This is a genomic window from Cellulomonas sp. HZM (genome assembly GCF_000708885.1).
Classification (GTDB): domain Bacteria; phylum Actinomycetota; class Actinomycetes; order Actinomycetales; family Cellulomonadaceae; genus Cellulomonas.
On sequence record NZ_JEOE01000027.1, the window covers coordinates 1 to 17,969 of the forward strand.

At 73.1% G+C, this 17,969-nt stretch carries 15 protein-coding genes; 4 read left to right on the forward strand and 11 right to left on the reverse strand.

All coding sequences use genetic code 11. The features are described from left to right. Nucleotides 1-66 precede the first annotated feature (66 nt). The 6 genes from efeB to AW16_RS0112790 all read right to left on the reverse strand — a co-directional run bounded on the left by efeB (nucleotide 67) and on the right by AW16_RS0112790 (nucleotide 7,322). On the reverse strand, nucleotides 67-1,383 hold the full coding sequence (efeB, locus tag AW16_RS0112765; protein WP_051681930.1) for an iron uptake transporter deferrochelatase/peroxidase subunit: 1,317 nt from the start codon (nucleotides 1,381-1,383) through the stop codon (nucleotides 67-69). An 88-nt stretch (nucleotides 1,384-1,471) separates the two neighbouring features. Beyond that, nucleotides 1,472-2,680: an iron uptake system protein EfeO gene (efeO, locus tag AW16_RS0112770; protein WP_029290955.1), complete on the reverse strand. Its 1,209-nt coding sequence runs from the start codon at nucleotides 2,678-2,680 to the stop codon at nucleotides 1,472-1,474. Nucleotides 2,681-2,700: 20 nt separating this feature from the next. Next, nucleotides 2,701-3,564 carry an iron uptake transporter permease EfeU gene (efeU, locus tag AW16_RS0112775; RefSeq protein ID WP_029290957.1) on the reverse strand — a complete coding sequence of 288 codons (864 nt, stop codon included), beginning with the start codon at nucleotides 3,562-3,564 and terminating at the stop codon, nucleotides 2,701-2,703. A 167-nt stretch (nucleotides 3,565-3,731) separates the two neighbouring features. Continuing rightward, the gene (locus AW16_RS0112780) at nucleotides 3,732-4,223 is read right to left on the reverse strand and encodes an NUDIX domain-containing protein (protein ID WP_029290959.1); all 492 of its coding nucleotides are present in this window, start codon (nucleotides 4,221-4,223) and stop codon (nucleotides 3,732-3,734) included. A 45-nt stretch (nucleotides 4,224-4,268) separates the two neighbouring features. After that, the gene (locus AW16_RS0112785) at nucleotides 4,269-6,062 is read right to left on the reverse strand and encodes a biotin carboxylase N-terminal domain-containing protein (RefSeq protein WP_197021622.1); all 1,794 of its coding nucleotides are present in this window, start codon (nucleotides 6,060-6,062) and stop codon (nucleotides 4,269-4,271) included. A gap of 423 nt (nucleotides 6,063-6,485) precedes the next feature. After that, complete coding sequence (locus AW16_RS0112790; protein WP_029290963.1) at nucleotides 6,486-7,322, reverse strand: nucleoside triphosphate pyrophosphatase; 837 nt, start codon at nucleotides 7,320-7,322, stop codon at nucleotides 6,486-6,488. Nucleotides 7,323-7,526: 204 nt separating this feature from the next. Between AW16_RS0112790 and AW16_RS0112795 the strand changes: the two genes are divergently transcribed. Next, entirely contained in the window at nucleotides 7,527-8,399 is an 873-nt protein-coding gene (locus AW16_RS0112795; protein ID WP_029290965.1) for a DNA-3-methyladenine glycosylase, read from the forward strand. A 387-nt stretch (nucleotides 8,400-8,786) separates the two neighbouring features. On the opposite strand, the gene AW16_RS0112800 is transcribed toward AW16_RS0112795, so the two are convergent. Next, entirely contained in the window at nucleotides 8,787-10,823 is a 2,037-nt protein-coding gene (locus AW16_RS0112800; protein ID WP_029290967.1) for an HNH endonuclease signature motif containing protein, read from the reverse strand. A 327-nt stretch (nucleotides 10,824-11,150) separates the two neighbouring features. Here AW16_RS0112800 and AW16_RS18475 point away from each other — a divergent pair, with 327 nt between their 5' ends. Continuing rightward, nucleotides 11,151-11,915 carry a vitamin K epoxide reductase family protein gene (locus AW16_RS18475; protein WP_231496046.1) on the forward strand — a complete coding sequence of 255 codons (765 nt, stop codon included), beginning with the start codon at nucleotides 11,151-11,153 and terminating at the stop codon, nucleotides 11,913-11,915. 68 nt (nucleotides 11,916-11,983) lie between these two features. Here the strand turns inward: AW16_RS18475 and AW16_RS0112810 are convergent, their stop codons facing one another. Next, nucleotides 11,984-13,651, reverse strand: coding sequence for a DUF885 domain-containing protein (locus tag AW16_RS0112810; protein WP_029290971.1), 1,668 nt, complete (start codon nucleotides 13,649-13,651; stop codon nucleotides 11,984-11,986). A 154-nt stretch (nucleotides 13,652-13,805) separates the two neighbouring features. Between AW16_RS0112810 and AW16_RS0112815 the strand changes: the two genes are divergently transcribed. Both AW16_RS0112815 and AW16_RS0112820 read left to right on the forward strand, forming a co-directional pair. Continuing rightward, nucleotides 13,806-14,339: a SigE family RNA polymerase sigma factor gene (locus AW16_RS0112815; protein ID WP_034649142.1), complete on the forward strand. Its 534-nt coding sequence runs from the start codon at nucleotides 13,806-13,808 to the stop codon at nucleotides 14,337-14,339. After that, nucleotides 14,336-15,490 carry a hypothetical protein gene (locus tag AW16_RS0112820; protein ID WP_029290975.1) on the forward strand — a complete coding sequence of 385 codons (1,155 nt, stop codon included), beginning with the start codon at nucleotides 14,336-14,338 and terminating at the stop codon, nucleotides 15,488-15,490. The genes AW16_RS0112815 and AW16_RS0112820 overlap by 4 nt, the downstream gene beginning before the upstream one ends. A 3-nt stretch (nucleotides 15,491-15,493) precedes the next feature. On the opposite strand, the gene AW16_RS0112825 is transcribed toward AW16_RS0112820, so the two are convergent. The 3 genes from AW16_RS0112825 to AW16_RS0112835 are packed head-to-tail and all read right to left on the reverse strand — an operon-like array spanning nucleotide 15,494 to nucleotide 17,887. Further along, on the reverse strand, nucleotides 15,494-15,706 hold the full coding sequence (locus AW16_RS0112825) for an acyl-CoA carboxylase subunit epsilon (RefSeq protein ID WP_029290976.1): 213 nt from the start codon (nucleotides 15,704-15,706) through the stop codon (nucleotides 15,494-15,496). Further along, nucleotides 15,703-16,260 carry a hypothetical protein gene (locus tag AW16_RS0112830; protein ID WP_029290978.1) on the reverse strand — a complete coding sequence of 186 codons (558 nt, stop codon included), beginning with the start codon at nucleotides 16,258-16,260 and terminating at the stop codon, nucleotides 15,703-15,705. The genes AW16_RS0112825 and AW16_RS0112830 overlap by 4 nt, the downstream gene beginning before the upstream one ends. Nucleotides 16,261-16,294: 34 nt before the next feature. Beyond that, on the reverse strand, nucleotides 16,295-17,887 hold the full coding sequence (locus tag AW16_RS0112835; protein ID WP_029290979.1) for an acyl-CoA carboxylase subunit beta: 1,593 nt from the start codon (nucleotides 17,885-17,887) through the stop codon (nucleotides 16,295-16,297). Nucleotides 17,888-17,969: the final 82 nt, after the last annotated feature.

Consider the following 17,969-nt stretch of genomic DNA (forward strand, 5'->3'; position numbering starts at 1 on the left):
GGGGAGGAGAGTGCGCGAGAGTGTCCGATGGCGAGGTGGCGATCGGGGGTGCGTGTGCGGGCCGGGTCAGGTGAACAGGGCCTGGCCGACGAAGGGGGAGCGGCTCGTCGTCATGGGCGTGCCGTCCGCGCCCGTGACCAGCGCTCCGTCCGGCACGCCCGGCGGCACGGCGAACAGGCCCGAGCCCGTGTGCTCGAGGTACTCCATGAGCCCGTCGCTCTTGGAGAGCCGGTTCTGCATCGGGATGTAGTGCGTGCGCGGGTCGGTCACGTACGCGAGGAAGAACAGCCCGGCGTCGAGCCGCCCGAGCGCATCGTTGCCGTCCGTGAAGTTGTACCCGCGGCGCAGCATCTGCACGCCGTCGTTCTGCTCGGGGTGCGCGAGTCGCACGTGCGAGTTCATCGCGACGAGCGGCGTCCCGTCGCCCCCGACGGCCGAGAAGTCCGGCTCCGTGAACTCGGTGCCGCCCGAGAGTGGCGCACCGTCGCCCTTCGTCCGCCCGACGAGCCCCTCCTGCTCGCGCAGCGACGTGCGGTCCCACGTCTCGATCCGCATCCGGATGCGTCGCGCGACGAGGTAGGACCCGCCCGTGAGCCACGTCGAGTCGGTCGCGGGCGACGCGGCGGCGTCGGCGGTCGCCGCGGAGGCGGGGACCCACACGTGCTCGTCGACCGCGGCGGGCTGCTCCGCCTTGAGGTTGGCCGTGCCGTCCTTGAACCCGAACAGGTTGCGAGGTGTGCGCTGTGCGGTCGACGTCGACGCGGTGCGCCCGTAGCCGAGCTGGGTCCACCGGATCGTCGCCGAGCCGAACGCCGCGCGGGACAGGTTGCGGATCGCGTGCACCGCGACCTGCGGGTCGTCGGCGCAGGCCTGCACGACGAGGTCGCCGTCGCTGCGCGCCGCGTCGAGGTTGTCCGCGGGGAAGTGCGGGAGCTCGACGAGCCCGCCCGGGAGCCGGGAGGCGAGCCCGAACCGGCCGTCGAACAGCGAGCGCCCGAACCCGAACGTGATGGTCAGGCCGGCGGCGCCGAGGTCGGCGGCCTCGCCCGTGTCGTCGGGCGGTGCGTCGTACGGTCCCGACGCGGGACCGTACGGGCCGGCCGCCAGGCCCTGCGTGAGCCGTGCGGCGATCGTCGTCCAGCGCTGCAGCATCGCGACGAGGTCGGCGCGTGTGCCGGCCGTGACGTCGAACGCCGCGAGGTAGAGCCGGTCCTGCGCGGGCGTGACGATGCCGGCCTGGTGCACGCCCGTGAACGGGTAGGTGCGGGCCGACGACGACGCGGCCGCGCCGGCCGGCGCCGTGCCGCGGCCGAGCGCGAACCCCGCCGCGGCACCCGCGACGGCGAGCCCGCCGCCCAGGCCGAGGACGGCGCGACGGGACATCCCGCCCCCGGTCGAGGGAGGCGGGACGTCCGGTGCTGCGTCGTGCGGTACCGGCTGCTCGGGGTCCGTGGGGGCGGACACGAGCGGCTCAGGAACCGGTGACGGTGGTGGTCAGCTGCGACAGCGGCTCGGACAGGGCGTCGACGGCCGCGGCGAGCGCCTTGACCTGCTCCTGGCTCAGCTTGTCGTAGGAGGTGAACCCGTCGGCGATCGAGCCCTGCTTCGCGAGCAGCGCGTCGACGGCCGCGAACCGGTCCGTCAGCTGGGTCGCGAGCTCGGGGTTCTTCGCCTGGACCACGTCCTGCAGGCCCTCGTACGCGACGCGCGCGCCGTCGACGTTGGCCTGGAAGTCCGACAGGTCGGTGTGCGACCAGATCTCCTCCTCGCCGGTGACCTTGCTGCTCGCGACCTCGTCGAGCAGGCCCTTGGCGCCGTTGGCGATCTGGAACGCCTCGACCGTGAAGTCGGGCTTGTTGACCTCGTCGACCAGCTGCTGCGTGTAGCCGACCAGCTGGTCGGCGGCGGCCGTGCGCTGCGCGTCGGTCAGCGGCGTGTACTTCTTGCCGCCGTTGGCCGCGGCGTCGGGCTGCCACAGGTCCTTCTCGATGTAGTGCCAGCCGGACCACTTCTGGCCCGCCTCGAGGTCGGCCTCGCGCGCGTCGGTCAGCGGGTCGAGGTCGCCGAACGACTCGGCGACGGGCTCGATGCGCTCCCAGTGTGCGCGCGTCGTCGCGTACAGCGCGCGTGCCTTGTCGTCGTCCCCGGCCTTGTACGCCTCGGCGAACTCCTTGGTGCCGGCGATGAGCGCGCCCACCTGGTCCTTCACGTAGGCGACGTACTGCGTCTGCGCGGCCTTGAGCTGGTCCGCGGTGTCGCCCGTCGGGCCCACCTCGACGCCCGAGTCGGTCACCGTGAAGGCGGCGCGGATGCCGTCGCCGACCATGCCGGGCTTGCACGCGGTGAAGTACGAGCCGGGCTTGACCTGGACCACGAGGTCGCGCGTGATGCCGGGGCCGACGTTCTCGACCTCGGAGATGACGCGCAGGCCGTCGTCGGCCAGCAGGTAGAACTCGGTGACGTCGCTGCCGTCGTTCTTCACGCTGAACGTCAGGTTGCCGCTGGGCGCCTGCGTCGCGGAGACCTTGCACGCGTCCGCGGTCGAGCTCACGGTGAGCCTGCCGGGGGCGGTGGCGGTGCCCGACGACGACGTGGCGGGCGACTCGTTGGAGACGCAGCCGGCGGCGAGCGGGAGGACCAGGGCGGCGAGCGCGAGCACGCCGACGGTGGTGCGGGACATCGGACTCCTCAGGACGGGACTCAGGACGAGACGTTGGCGGACGCTGTCGCCGGCGTCGGTGCGGGTGCGGCAGGGGCAGAGGTACGGCCCCAGGTGGTGCGGATGAAGATCGTCAGGACCGGCACGACGTAGGCGACCCAGGCCACGAGCTGGAGCCTGGTGGTCTCGGGCGTGAAGTTGAAGATGCCCTTGAGCAGGGTGCCGTACCAGCTGCTGGGCGGGACCGTCGCGGAGACGTCGAACGCGAGGCTGTGCAGGCCGGGCAGGATGCCCGCCTCCTGCAGGTCGTGGACGCCGTAGGACAGCACGCCGGCCGCGACGAAGACGAGGAACAGGCCGGTCCACGCGAAGAACACGCGCAGGTTGAGCCGGACCGCTCCGCGGTACATGAGCCATGCGACGACGACGGCGGCGGCGATGCCGAGGGCGGCGCCGACGAGGGGGGCGGTGCTCGAGCTCGTCGCCTTCGCGCCCGCCCACAGGAACAGCGCCGTCTCGAGGCCCTCGCGGCCCACGGCCAGCAGCGCCATCACGACGACGGCGCCCTTGCCGGCGGCGATCGCGTCGTCGAGCTTGTGCTGCAGGTCGGCCTTGAGGTGGCGGGCCGTCTTGGCCATCCAGAAGATCATCCAGGTGATCAGTCCGACCGCGACGATCGACAGCGAGCCGCCGATCGCCTCCTGCGCCTCGAACGACAACCCCTGCGGGCCGAACGTCAGCAGCGCGCCGAACGCGAGCGAGACGCCGACGGCCGCGGCGACGCCTGTCCAGAGCGCGGGGAGCAGGTCACGCCGCCCGGTCTTGACCAGGTAGGCGACGAGGATGCTCACGACGAGCGCGGCCTCGAGGCCCTCACGCAGGCCGATGAGGAAGTTGGCGACCATGGACGTTCTTCCGACGAGGATGGTCCGCGGGCTGACCCGGACCAGATGAGGAAAGGCTTGCCTCACCGTCGGGGGACATTACTCCCGGACCGGCCTGGCGGGAACGGGTGGCCGCACCTTGGTCTGTGATCCGCCTCACGGGTGGGGTCGTCGGGGCACTGTTCTCGTCAGTGCCGCTGCAGGTCAGCGAGGAGATCCGGCCAGCCGGCGCCGAACGCGGGCAGCAGCGGGAGCGTGGCGACGTCGACGACCGCGACCCACGCCACCTCGACGGACTCGTCGTCCGTGACCTGCGGCTCGATGCTCGTCCGCTCGTCGGCGACGACCGTGGTGTACGACCAGTCGGGATGGGTCAGCACGCGTTCCGAGCGCACGACGACCGACGCGGGGTCGATCCCCGCCTCCTCGTGCGCCTCCCGCAGCGCGGCCTGCGCGGCGCTCTCGCCGGGCATCCGGGCGCCCCCGGGCACGCCCCACGTGCCGCCGTGGTGGCTCCACGGCGCACGGTGCTGGAGCACCACGTGGGTCGGGTGACCCCGCTCGTCGCGCCGCACCAGCAGCAGCCCGGCCGCACCGAGCAGACCCCAGTGGCGGTGGCCGCAGCGGCAGTCCACCCAGCCGTCGCCCGGCTTGGGCTCGTGGCGCAGGGGAGCGGTCACGCGGCGGTGCGGTCCGCTGGGTGGCTCACTGCTGGGCGGCTCACGTCAGTCGACGATCTCGCAGATCGCGGTGCCCGCGCTCACGCTCGCGCCGACGCCCGCCTTGAGGCCCGTGACGGTGCCCGCGCGGTGCGCGACGAGCGGCTGCTCCATCTTCATGGCCTCGAGCACGACGACCAGGTCGCCCTCGGCCACCTGCGCCCCCTCGTCGACCGCGACCTTGACGATGGTGCCCTGCATGGGCGAGGCCAGCGTGGTGCCGTTCGCCGCCGCGCGCGCGGGTCCGCCGCGCCGCGCCGCGGGGCGACGGGCACCGGCCGCACCGGGCCGGCCGCCGCCCCCGCGCGAGAGCGCGAGTGCCGCGGGCAGCACGACCTCGAGGCGCTTGCCGCCGACCTCGACGACGACGCGCTCGAGCGTGGGCGCCTCGTCGGGCTCGTCGGTCGTGGCGGCCGGCGCCTTGCCGAGCGTCGCGAGCGTGTCGGCGAACTCGGTCTCGATCCAGCGGGTGTGCACCGAGAACGGCTGCGCGTCGTCGGCGGGCGCGAACGCGTCCGCGTCGAGCACCGCGCGGTGGAACGGCACGACCGTGGGGATGCCGACGACCTCGAGCTCGGCCAGCGCGCGGCGTGCTCGCTCGATCGCCTGGCGGCGGGTCGCTCCCGTGACGATCACCTTGGCGATCATGGAGTCGAACGCGCCCGAGACGGTGTCGCCCTCGACGACGCCCGAGTCGACCCGGACGCCCGGGCCCGCGGGCCAGCGCAGCGTCGAGATGCGGCCCGGCGCCGGCAGGAAGTTCGCGGCGGGGTCCTCGCCGTTGATGCGGAACTCGAGGCTGTGGCCGCGCGTCGCGACCTCGTCGTACCCGAGCGGCTCGCCCTGCGCGATGCGCAGCTGCTCTCGCACCAGGTCGATGCCGCTGATCTCCTCGGTGACGGGGTGCTCGACCTGGAGGCGCGTGTTGACCTCGAGGAACGAGACCGTCCCGTCGAGCCCGACGAGGAACTCGCACGTGCCCGCCCCGACGTAACCGGCCTCGCGCAGGATCGCCTTGCTCGACTCGACGAGCTGCGTGCGCTGGGCGTCCGTGAGGAACGGCGCGGGCGCTTCCTCGACGAGCTTCTGGTGGCGCCGCTGCAGGGAGCAGTCGCGCGTGCTGACGACGACCACCGTGCCGTGCTCGTCGGCGAGGCACTGCGTCTCCACGTGCCGGGGCTTGTCGAGGTAGCGCTCGACGAAGCACTCGCCGCGACCGAACGCGGCGACGGCCTCGCGCACCGCGGACTCGTACAGCTCGTCGATCTCGTCGGACGTGCGGACGACCTTCAGCCCGCGCCCACCACCACCGAACGCCGCCTTGATCGCGACCGGCAGACCGTGCTCCGCGACGAACGCGTGGATCTCCTCGACGCTGCCCACCGGGTCGGGCGTTCCCGCGACGAGCGGTGCACCTGCGCGCTGCGCGATGTGGCGCGCGCTGACCTTGTCGCCCAGCGACTCGATCGCGGCCGGCGGGGGACCGATCCACGTCAGGCCGGCGTCCGCGACGGCCTGCGCGAAGTCGGCGCGCTCCGAGAGGAAGCCGTAGCCGGGGTGCACCGCGTCGGCGCCCGAACGCTTCGCGACGTCGAGCAGCTTCGCGATGTCGAGGTACGTGTCGACCGCGCGGGCGCCGTCGAGCGCGAACGCCTCGTCGGCGACGCGGACGTGCAGGGCCTCGCGATCGGGGTCGGCGTAGACGGCGACGGAGGCGATGCCCGCGTCGCGGCAGGCCCGGGCGATGCGGACGGCGATCTCGCCGCGGTTCGCGACGAGGACCTTGGAGATGAGGGGCACGGCTCACCGTAACGCCCACGTCCGTGCGTCCTGCAGCCACCGCGGCGGCTCAGGCCAAGATCGGGCGAAGATTGGGGAACCGTGCAACGGTCGCGGTCGGGCGTTTGTAGGAATCGCACCATGACATCCGACGAGCGGGTCCGAGCCACCCTGTGCATGCTGCCGGGTCCGAGTCTCCCGGTGCGTGCTGCCCGGGTCTGAGTCTCCCGGTGCGTGCTGCCCGGGTCTGAGTCTCCCGGTGCGTGCTGCCCGGGTCTGAGTCTCCCGGTGCGTGCTGCCCGGGTCTGAGTCGCCCCGTGCGTGCTGCCCGGGTCCGAGCTGTCCGGTGCGGCGGGCGTCTGCTCCCGGCCTCACCCGCCGCCCGCCAGCCGTCACCAGTCACCCGTCGGGCGCTCCCCGCCACTCGCCGCGGGTCCGCGGGGGTCAGCGCCAGAGGTCGTGCATACGCACGTCGATCTCCGCGAGGAGCTCGCGCAGCAGCGGGAGAGAGATCCCCACCACGCCGTGGTGGTCGCCCTCGATGCGCTCGACGAACGGCCCGCCGAGCCCGTCGACCGTGAACGCACCGGCGACGTGCAGCGGCTCGCCCGTGCCGACGTACGCCGCGATCTCGTCGTCCGACAGGTCCGCGAACGTGACGCGCGTCGAGCTCGTCGCGCCGAGCACTGCGCCCCGACGGGCACCGAGGCCGATGCCACCGTGGCCGATGCCACCGTGGTCGAGGTCCGGGCCGCCAGCGCTCGCCACGCCGACCGCACCCGCCGCGCTGGTCGTACCCGCACCGCTCGTCGTGCTGGTCGTGCTCGTCGCGCCCCCGGAGCCTGCGCCGCCTTCCCGGTCCGCCGTCCCGGTCACGTGCGCAGGCTCGCGCAGGTCCATCACCCAGTGCCCGGTGTGCAGGACGCCGGTGCGACCGCGCATCACGCGCCAGCGGGCGATCGCGTCGTCGGCGTCGGCGGGCTTGCCGAGGATTTCGCCGTTCAGCTCGAGCATCGAGTCGCAGCCGACCAGCACCAGGTCGAGGTCGTCGAGCACGAGCCCGTCGACCTCGTCGGGGAGGTTCTCGGCGACGTCCTGCGCCTTGGCCTGCGCGAGCACCAGCACCGCATCGGCCGGTTCGAGCACGTCGTAGCGGTCGCGCGCGGCGGCGAGCACGGCGGGCTCGTCGACAGACGAGACGGCGACGAGCGGGTCGATCCCGGCGGCGACGAGCGTCGCGCGACGGGCCGGTGAGGCAGAGGCGAGCAGCAGGCGGGTCACGCGTCGGAGCCTACGGGCCGACTCTCGCGCAGGGGCGCGGGCCCAGTCACGTCGGTGCACCCGGTCGCGGCGGCGGGCGCGGTCGTGCGGTGCTTGGTTGTCCGGTGCTCCCGGTCGTACGGGCTCGGTCGCGCAGGCCCGGTCGTTCGGTGCCGACGACCGGTGCTCTCGGTCATGTCGGCGCCGGGTCCTAACGTGGGCCGCATGGGGACCTTCGTGGACATCGCGGTCGGCGGGAAGTTCGACCTGCGCCGCTCGATCGGCTTCGGCTTCGGGCAGCGCGATGCGGAGCAGGGCGACGTGCTGCGGCTCGCGTTCTGCCTCGACGGCTACCGGACGCACGCGGCGGCGGCGGTCACCCAACCGACAGCGGACGTGCTCCGCTGCGAGGTCTTCGGCGACGCCGACCCCGATGCGGTCGCCGCGCACGTCGCCCGTGTGATCTCGGTCGACGTCGACGGCACGGGGTATGACGAGCTCGGTGCTCACGACGCGCTCGTCGGCCGCGTCCAGGCACAGGCGCCCGGGCTGCGCCCCGTGCTGTTCTACTCGGCGTACGAGGCGCTGCTGTGGGCTGTGCTGTCGGCCCGCAGACCCGAGCGGCAGATGGCGCAGGTCCGCGACCGGATGGCCCGCACGGACGGGGCGGTCTTCGACGTGGCCGGTCGTGAGATGGCCGCCGTCCCGCTGCCGGAGCGGATCCTCGCGCTCGAGTCGATCGACGGCCTTCCCGAGGTCAAGGTCCACCGCATGCACGGGGTGGCCCAGGCGGCGCTCGACGGTCGCCTCGACACCGCGACGCTGCGCTCGCGTCCGGCCGTCGAGGTCGCCGCCGAGCTCCAGCAGCTCGAGGGCATCGGACCCTTCTACGCGATGCTCACCACGGTGCGGGCGCTCGGCCACACCGACGAGCTCGCCGCGACAGAGCCCCACGTCCTGGCCGCGACCGCCCGCCTCCTGAGCCGCGACGCGCCCTTGACGTCGGACGAGCTCACCGCGCTCGCGGAGTCCTGGCACCCGTGGCGCACGTGGGTCTCGGTCGCCATCCGCGCGAGCGAGCCGCACGCGAGGCGATGAGCCGGCGGCTCTCACGGAGCCCTCCGGTCGACCCGTACCGTCACGCTTGCGCCGTGCTCCCGCCGTGCCGTGCCATCCCGTGCTGCCGCCGCGCCGCGTTCCTCGCAGGCTGTGCTGCAGTCGCGCCGCCCTGATGTCAGGCCGTGCGCTCGCTGATGTCACTCCGGCCGCCGCGCTCACCCGGGTCGCACCGGCCGCCGCGCTCACCCGAGTCGCACCGGCCGCCGCGCTCACCCGAGTCGCACCGGCCGCCGCGCTCACATCGCCGCGCTCGCTGCCGTGCTCACGCGGTCGCGCAGGCTGCCGTGCTCACGCGGTCGCGCAGGCTGCCGTGCTCACGCGGTCGCGCAGGCTGCCGTGCTCACGCGGTCGCGCTGGCCGCCGTGCTCAGGCGGCGGCGCCGGGTCGTCGTGGTTCGTTGACGATCGTGCCGTCGGTGGTGCGTCGGAACGTGTAGGTCGCTCTGGGTCGGGCGAGCGGCGGGAGCTTCTCGGGTGGACCCGGGCTGTCGACGGCCGCCGCGCCAGGTGGGGCGACGTTCTCACCCTGCGCTGCTCCGGCCGCGTTGAGTCGCCCACCATGCGCGATTCCGGTCGCGCCGGACTGCCCGTCGTGCGCCGCGTCGGGCGTGTCGGGGTTCCCGGCCGGGCGGTCGGGTGGTGTGTCGCTGTTCTCGATGCGTGGTCGTCGCCGCCCGGGCTTCCGTGGGGGCGGTGGTTGGTGTCGTTCGATGGTCAGGTTGTGTTCGTGGACGCGGTGGTGGTGGTAGTCGCAGAGCATCACGGCGTTCTCGAGGGAGGTTTCGCCGTTGTCGCGGTCCCACCAGCGGATGTGGTGGATCTCGGTGAACCGGGCTGGTGTCTCGCACCCGTTCCAGGCGCATCCTTGGTCCCGCACGGTCACGGCCCGCCGGTGCGCCCCGGTGTACACCCGGGCGGTCCGTCCCAGGTCGACGGGCACGTTGTCCGCGGTGATGGCGATCCTCGTGATGTCGCAGTCGCACAACGCCTTGGCCAGTTCCGAGAGCGCCACCGGTGTCCCGTCCTCCAGGGTCGGTGCGGGCACCCCGGCGAGCCCGGCGGCCAGGTGCCCGGCCGCGGAGCGGGTGGTGATCAGTTCACCGTCGGCGGTGCGCGGACCGGGCAGGTCGGAGAACAACGAGTCGGTCTCGCCCGCAACGCCGGGCACGCCGCTCACGCCACCGCCGCCGCTGCCGCGTGGCGCGGGACGCGTGTCGTCCTGCGGGCGGTCGCGGCCGTCGGCGCGGCGGGCGTGGTGGATGCGACCGGTCTCGCCGGCCAGGCCCGCACGGTGCAGCTCGACCATCGTCTCGGCCGGCACGATCAACGAGATGTGCGGACGGTTGCGCACCCCGGACAACCCGCCACCGGTCGCGCCCGTGCGCGTCGAGCCGCCGGCGCCGGTACCGGCACCCACGCCCGTGCCGCCGCCACTCGCACCGCTCTCACCCGTGCCGCACCCGAGCGCGTGCGTAGCGATCGTCCCCAGGGCGTCGGCGCGGCGTTGCTGCCCGGTGCGTTCATCCCCCTCGACCCGCGGTGAGGCCGCCTCCAGGGCGAGGCGTAGCGCGTGCCCGGTGGTGGCGTCCAGGAACCCGGTGACCTTGACCCCGGCGCCGTGACCGGACAGGTTGAAGAACCGGTCCCGCCGGGCCTGGTCGTGCTCGTCCTGCACCCGGCCCGGGTCGAAGACAGCCGCGTACTCCAGGATCGTCTTGCGGGTCTGCACCGGTGTCATACCCGTGACCGCCTCAGTGAACCTCGCCTGCGCGGCCGGGTCCGCCAACGCCTCCCGCAACCCCTGCGGCCCCTCAGCGGTGACCTGAGCGATCACGTCCAGCTGCGCCAACCCCACCCGCGAGTCCGCCACCGCACCCGCCAGCACCGGCATCGCATCCAACACCTCCCCGGCACGCACCTGACGACGCGCCTCCGCAGCACCCGCACCCGACACCCGGGCCCGAGCATCCACGAACGAACGATCACCCGGCCCCACCGACGTCCCAGCGACCTGCTCGGCACGCAGCACCCGACCATGAGCCACCCGCACCAGGCTCATCACCCGATCCAGACCCGCCAGCACCGTCGCCCGCCGCGACCCCGACCACGCAGGAGCACCCTCCGCGGTCGCGTGCACCGCACGAGCCCACGACTCCAGGATCGCCAGCTCGTCCCCACCGACGACCTCGGCGGCCGAAGCGAGGGCGGTGAGACCGGGAACGGGAGCGGAAGGGGGAGTGGCCGGACCGCGAGCGGGATCGCTCGAGTCGCTCGATCGGCCGCGCGCGACCTGCGCAGCGGCCAGCGCGGCCCGAACCAGATCAGCACCCCGAGGAGCGTCGCCGTCGACCAGCACCAGCTGGTCGTCGGCGATCGCCGCCCCCGGGATCGGATCATCGAACATGCGTATCAATCTACCCGAAACGGACATCGTAGGTCAACCCAAAAACGGCATCTGATCAGCGCAAACGCTCGGCCGGATATCCACAGCCCTGAGCCTGTGGACGGTTCGACAGGACACGGCTCCGCCAGCGTGACCCGTGCGCACGGGCCGGCCGCGCAGCCCGCAGACCGAGCCGCGTCAGGGCACCCGGGACCTCGGTCGCTCCCTCGCACATGGACAACCCGTGCACAATGTCCGCTGGTGGGGGTCTCGCGGCCCGCAGCGACCCGAGCACGACCACGCGAGCATGCGGTGCGACACACGGTCGGGCCGGCACGAGGAGGCGTTGTGAACCACGCACGGCCGCGGCAGGACGTCGCGAAGCCCGACCAGCGCGGCGCGCGCGAAGCCGTCGACGGCTCGGCCGGCGGGCCCGACCCTGACGGGCTGGACGTGCACGAGCGATCGTTCGACGACCTGGACGACGGCGCCGCGATCGACCCCGACCTCCTCGAGCCCCCGACCCAGGAGTGGCGCCGCCGCACCGCGATCGAGATGGTCGTCTCGGGCGTCATCGGCCTCTACGCCTCGTTCGTGCTGTCGATCGAGGCCGTGAAGATCGCCGGGGACAAGAACTTCAGTGCGTCCTGCGACTGGAACTCGGTGATCAGCTGCACGACGGTCGCCAAGAACTGGGCGGCCTCGGTCCTCGGCTTCCCCAACGCGTTCCTCGGCATCGCAGCCGAGTCGGTCGTCATCACGGTCGCCGTGGCGATCATCGGCGGCGTGCGCTTCCCCCGCTGGTTCATGGTGAGCGCGCAGGTGGTCTACACGATCGGGTTCCTGTTCGCGTACTGGCTGTTCGGCATGGCGTACTTCAAGATCGGCGCGCTGTGCCCGTGGTGCCTGCTCATCACGGTGACGACGACGTTCGTGTGGGTCGGGCTCACGCGCATCAACATCCGCGAGGGCAACGTCGTCCTGCCGGGCCGGGCGGGACCGTGGGGCCGTCGGTTCGTCGCGGCCGGCTACGACTGGTACATCACGGCCGCGCTGCTCGTCGTGTTCTTCGCGATGATCGTCCTCAAGTACGGCCAGAGCCTCATCGCCTGACGGAACGAACGACGACGCCCGACGCCCCCGAGAACGAGGGGCGCCGGGCGCCGTCGTGCGCGAGACCGTCAGGCCGCGAACTTCGTCAGCACGTCCAGCGGCAGCGACCCGAGCCCGAGCGCGCGCTGGTGGAAGTCCCGCAGCGACACCCCGGCCCCGGCGGCCCGGTCGCGCGTCTGCTCCCACAGCCGCTGGCCGATCTTGTACGACGGCGCCTGCCCGGGCCACCCGAGATACCGGTTCCACTCGAACCGGATGAACGCCTCGGGCATGTTGACGTTGGCGCGCAGCATCTCCCAGCCCTTGTCGGCGTCCCACGTGCCGCCGCCCCAGCGCTCGGGAGCGGGCAGCCCGAGGTGCACGCCGAGGTCGAACACGACGCGCGCGGCGCGCATGCGCTGGCCGTCGAGCATGCCGAGCCGGTCGCCCGGGTCGTCGAGGAAGCCGAGGTCGGCCATGAGCCGCTCGGCGTACAGCGCCCAGCCCTCGCCGTAGCCGGAGGTCCAGCACGCGAGCCGCCGCCAGGTGTTGAGCGTCTCGCGCTCGAACACCGCCTGCCCGATCTGCAGGTGATGCCCGGGCACGCCCTCGTGGTAGACGGTCGTCTTCTCGCGCCACGTGTTGAACGTGGTGACCTCCGGCGGCACGGACCACCACATGCGGCCCGGTCGGCTGAAGTCGTCCGAGGGGCCGGTGTAGTAGATCCCGCCGTTCTGGGTCGGCGCGATGCGGCACTCGAGCGTGCGCACGGGGTCGGGGATGTCGAAGTGGGTGCCGGCGAGCGCCTCGATCGCGGCGTCCGACGTCTCCTGCATCCACGCGCGCAGCGCCTCCTTGCCGTGCAGCACGCGCGACGGGTCGGCGTCGAGCGCCGCGACGGCGTCCTCGACGCTCGCCCCCGGCCCGGCGATCTGCGCGGCGACGGACTCCTGCTCGGCGACGACGCGCGCGAGCTCCTCGAGCCCCCACGCATAGGTCTCCTCGAGGTCGACGGTCGCACCGAGGAAGTACCGCGACCACAGCGCGTACCGCTCGCGCCCGGCTGCGTCGACGGCGGGCGCCTGCGGCGCGAGCTCGTCGCGCAGGAACGCGGACAGCTTCCCGTACGCCTCGCGCGCCCCGGTCGCCCCGCGCTCCAGCTCGGCGCGCACCAGCGAGCAGGCCGACGAGTCGTCGAGCTCCGCGCCCGCGACGAACGAGCTGAAGAACGAGTCGGCCCCCGCGAGCTCGTCGGCCTGCTCGATGCCGAGCTCCACCTGGCGCACGGCCGGGACCTTGCCCTGCGACGCCCCGAGGCGCAGCGACTCGATGTACCCGTCGACGGCGCCGGGCAGCAGCGACAGGCGCGACGCGACGGTCTCCCAGTCCTGCACGGACCCGGTCGCCATGATGTCGAACACGTCGCGCAGCCCCTGCAGCGGGGACGCGATGTTGTTCAGGTCGCGCAGGTGCTCGCCGGCCTCGAACAGCTCGACCTCGAGCCCCAGCCGCTCGCGCATCGCGGCGAGCGTGATCTCGTCGGTCTCGTCCCACGGCTCGGGCTCGTCGAGCCGCGACAGCGTGGCGCGGGCGGCCTGGTCGCGCAGCTCGTGGCCCGCGGGGGACAGGTCCGTCATCTCGTGGTCGTGGCCCGCCACACCCATCTCCGTCGCCAGCAGCGGGTCGAGCTCGGCGATGGTCCTCAGGTGGTCCTCGGCGATCGCATCGATCGGCGAGGTCTCTCGCGCAGTCGTCATGCCGCGACCCTACCCGCGCCCCCCGACATGCCTCCGGAAGGGTGAGAGCGTCCAGGACCCCAACGTTTCGCGGGGCCCGGACGTCATGAGCCCGACACACTGTCCGCGACGCGCAGGGGGCGTCTCGGGCGGTCGACGAGCCGGGGGGAGACACGTGCAGGACTGGGAGGGCGTGCTCGACACGCTCGTGCGCGAGCGGGGGCCGGCGCTGGTGCGCTACGCGTTCCTGCTCACGGGCGACCGCGCGGCGGCCGAGGACCTCGTGCAGGACGCGGTCATCGCGACGTTCGCGCGCCGCGCGAGGGTCCGCGAGCCGCGCGCCGCCGAGTCGTACGTGCGCCGCGCGATCCTCACCACGTGCGTCGACGGCTACCGCCGCACGCGCCGCTGGCGCGACGTCCAGCACCTGCTCGTACGGTCCGACGAGCACGCAGGCCCGGAGCGCTCGGTCGGTGACCGCGACCAGGTGATGAGCGCCCTCGCGACGCTGGCCCCGCGGGTGCGGGCATGCGTCGTCCTGCGGTTCTACGAGGACCTCACCGTCCCGGACGTCGCCCAGCAGCTGGGCCTGTCCGAGGGCGCGGTCAAGCGGTACCTGAGCGACGGCATGAAGGCGCTCCAGCAGCGGCTGGGAGCGCTCGGGCCCGACGACGACGAGCGTGTCCCGGTGACGGGGAGGGAATCATGAGCAACGACCTGCACGACCTGCTGGCCCACGCCGCCGACGGCGCCGGCCGCACCGAGCTCGACCTGCCGACGATGGTCCGCGGGGTCCGCCGACGCCGACGCACCCGTGCCGCGGTGACGGTCGGCGTGACCGCCGTCGTGGTCGGTGCGCTCGCGACGACCGCGGTGGCCACCGGGACGCGCCTGCGCACGGACCCGCTCCCTCCCGCGTCCCCGTCCCCGACGACGACCACCACGAACCCGCTGCCCGCCCCCGACCCCACGGCGACACCCGGCGCATGCGGCTCGGTGATCGAGCCGACGACCCTGACGGGCGAGGCGAACGGCCTGGAGGCAGCGGTCTTCGCGGGCGAGGCCGGCGGCAGGGACGACGAGGGTCACGGCGACATCTCCGTCGGCATGACCACCGTGTCGCACACGCAGGACGACGTCACCGCGCAGCTGGGCACCGCCACCGCCGTTCTGCTGCGCGACGACGTGGTCGTCGCCCGTGCCGAGCTCCGCCGCGCACAGGAGTGGCCCACCGTGAACCAGTTCGACCGCACGCCGTGGGCGCTCGGCGACCTCGGCACGGTCTCCTGCTCGTCGGGAGCGACCCTCCCCGACGGCGACTACGTGCTCGCCGCCGTCGAGGACGTCACGACCGACGCGGGCACCGAGCGGCTCGTCACGGGCGGCCAGCAGGTCTCGCTGCGCGACGGCCTCCAGCTCGACGCGTGCGACCTCGGCCTGCCGGAGGGCACGGACCCCGCCGCGCTGGGCAGCGGAACCCCGCTCGAGCTCACCTCGAACCTCACGGACGAGCCGGACGTCCTCGGCGTCGACGCGGAGATCCCGACCTGGACGCTCCGGTGGCCCGACGGCACCGACGCGGGCGACAGGGAGGCGGACGGAGGCCTCATGGGCGACGTCCAGCTCTACGCGGTCGACGACGAGGGGCTCGTGGTCGCGCACTCGCGCGAGGGCACGAGCGTCGACCCGACGATGATCGGCGACTCCGTGAGCGGGTGGCGCTCGCTGCGCCCCTGCACCGGCGACGCCAAGCTCCCGGCGGAGCCCCTGGACGTCGTCGCCGTCATCCCGTACCGCCTGTGGGGCGAGGCGGGCGTTCGCACCGACGTGCGCAGCCTCGGCGAGGTGGACGGCGGCTGAGGATCAGCCCCGCAGGCTCCAGCGCCACGTGTCGGGACCGGTCCGCCACCCGGCGGGCCGCACGCCGCCGCGGCGGTCGGTCCACACCGACCGCGCGCCCGAGTGCTCGGGCGCGTGGTCGTCGCTCGACATCGCGGCCATGATCCCCGCGACGAGCGCTGCGAGCTCGTGCTCGTCGGGCGTGCCGCGCACGACGCGGACGTGGGGGTCGCTCATTCGTCGTCCTCCTCGTCCTCGTCGGCCTCGAACAGCACGGGTGCGCCGCGCGAGACGCCCCACTCGTGCACGTCGAAGCCGGAGTCGACCACGGCCTGCGCGATGTCGCCGCCGCCGGCCTCGACCACGTCGAGCACCGAGTCGAGCGTGCGGTCGCCCGCGGCGGCGGTGCGGGACACGACGAACCCGACGTGGAACGTCTCGACGTCGGGCTCGACGTCGACGGAGTCCTCGTCGCCCTCGTCCTCGTCGCCCCAGCTCATGCCGGTGAGGTCGGCGTGCATGCCGAGCCGCTCGTGCAGCAGGTCGTACAGGCCCGCGTTGAGCGAGCCGATCTCCGCCTCGAGCGACAGGATGCGCGGGTCCTCGTCGGCCTCCGACGAGCCGAACTCGGCCCGCACGCCCACGGCGGTGTCCACGTACGAGTGCAGCGCCGCGGTGAGCGCGTCGACGGCGCCGTGCAGGTCGGCCGCGTCGACGCCGGTCAGCGGTGCCGGACCGTGCGAAGCACCCTCGTGCTCGTCGTCGTGCTCGTGGTCGTGGTCGTGGCTCATGTGAGGTCCTCGCGATTCGTGGACGGGAGCGATGTCACAGCGGGATGTTGCCGTGCTTCTTCGGCGGCAGCGCCGCACGCTTGGTGCGCAGCAGCCGCAGGGCCTTGGTGATCTCGGCGCGCGTGGCGGACGGCTCGATGACGGCGTCGACGTACCCGCGGTCGGCGGCGTCCCACGGGTTGACGATCGCCTCCTCGTAGTCGGACGTCAGCCGACGACGCTCCGCCTCGACGTCCCCGCCCTCGTCGGCCACCTTCTTCAGCGCCCCGCGCTGCAGGATGTTCACCGCGCCGCCCGCGCCCATCACGGCGATCTGCGCGGTGGGCCAGGCGAGGTTGACGTCGGCGCCCAGCTGCTTGGAGCCCATGACGATGTACGCGCCGCCGTACGCCTTGCGCGTGATGACCGTGACGAGCGGGACGGTCGCCTCGGCGTACGCGTAGATGAGCTTCGCGCCGCGGCGGATGATGCCGTTCCACTCCTGGTCCGTGCCGGGCAGGAAGCCGGGGACGTCGACGAACGTCAGCACCGGGATGTTGAACGCGTCGCACGTCCGCACGAACCGCGCGGCCTTCTCGGCGGCGTTGATGTCGAGCGTGCCGGCCATCTGCTGCGGCTGGTTCGCGACGATGCCGACGGGGTGCCCCTCGACGTGCCCGAACCCGATGAGCACGTTGCCCGCGTACAGCGGCTGGACCTCGAGCAGCACGCCGTCGTCGAGCACCGTCTCCACGACGGTGCGCATGTCGTACGGCTGCGAGTCGGAGTCGGGGACGAGGGTGTCGAGCGCGGCGTCGTCGTCGGACACCTCGAGCGACGCCTCGTGCGGGAACGTCGGCGGGTCGGTGAGGTTGTTCTGCGGGAGGTAGGCGAGCAGCGAGCGCACGTAGTCGATCGCGTCGTCCTCGTCGTGTGCCATGTAGTGCGCGACGCCCGAGCGCGTGTTGTGCGTGGCGGCGCCGCCGAGCTCCTCGAAGCCCACGTCCTCGCCGGTCACCGCGCGGATGACGTCCGGCCCCGTGATGAACATGTTCGACGTGCCGTCGGCCATGACGATGAAGTCGGTGAGTGCGGGGGAGTAGACAGCACCGCCCGCGGACGGGCCGAGGATGAGGCTGATCTGCGGGATCACGCCGCTCGCGGCGACGTTGCGGCGGAAGATCTCTGCGAACTGCGTCAGCCCCGCGACCCCCTCCTGGATGCGCGCGCCGCCACCGTCGCTGATGCCGACGAGCGGCACGCCCGTGCGCAGCGCGAGGTCCATGACCTTGGTGATCTTCTGGCCGTGCACCTCGCCGAGCGAGCCGCCGAACACCGTGAAGTCCTGCGAGTACACCGCGACCGGCCGGCCGTCGACGGTCCCGTGCCCGACGACGACGCCGTCGCCCGGGATGCGCTTCTTCTCGAGCCCGAAGTTCTGCGAGCGGTGCCGCACCAGGGCGTCGATCTCGGTGAACGAGCCCTCGTCGAGCAGCGCCTCGATGCGCTCGCGGGCGGTCTTCTTGCCGCGTGCGTGCTGCTTGTCCTGCGCGCCGGACTCGGCGGCGTCGGCGGAGCGGGAGCGCTCGGCGAGGTCGGCGAGCTTGGCGGCCGTGGTGCGGGCGGTCGAGGGGGTCGTCTGCGTCACCCGACCGAGGCTAGTTGTCCGACGGCTCCTACGTGCGTGCAGCCGCGCCACGGTTCCGTCCGGTTCGCTCGTAGGTTTCCTC

Bases quoted from the DNA above. Each gene is read 5' to 3' on its own strand.
- efeB (WP_051681930.1), bottom strand. From the start codon at position 1,383: ATGTCCCGTCGCGCCGTCCTCGGCCTGGGCGGCGGGCTCGCCGTCGCG.
- efeO (WP_029290955.1), bottom strand. From the start codon at position 2,680: ATGTCCCGCACCACCGTCGGCGTGCTCGCGCTCGCCGCCCTGGTCCTC.
- efeU (WP_029290957.1), bottom strand. From the start codon at position 3,564: ATGGTCGCCAACTTCCTCATCGGCCTGCGTGAGGGCCTCGAGGCCGCG.
- AW16_RS0112795 (WP_029290965.1), top strand. From the start codon at position 7,527: ATGGGGACCTTCGTGGACATCGCGGTCGGCGGGAAGTTCGACCTGCGC.
- AW16_RS0112800 (WP_029290967.1), bottom strand. From the start codon at position 10,823: ATGTTCGATGATCCGATCCCGGGGGCGGCGATCGCCGACGACCAGCTG.
- AW16_RS0112810 (WP_029290971.1), bottom strand. From the start codon at position 13,651: ATGACGACTGCGCGAGAGACCTCGCCGATCGATGCGATCGCCGAGGAC.
- AW16_RS0112820 (WP_029290975.1), top strand. From the start codon at position 14,336: ATGAGCAACGACCTGCACGACCTGCTGGCCCACGCCGCCGACGGCGCC.
- AW16_RS0112825 (WP_029290976.1), bottom strand. From the start codon at position 15,706: ATGAGCGACCCCCACGTCCGCGTCGTGCGCGGCACGCCCGACGAGCAC.
- AW16_RS0112830 (WP_029290978.1), bottom strand. From the start codon at position 16,260: ATGAGCCACGACCACGACCACGAGCACGACGACGAGCACGAGGGTGCT.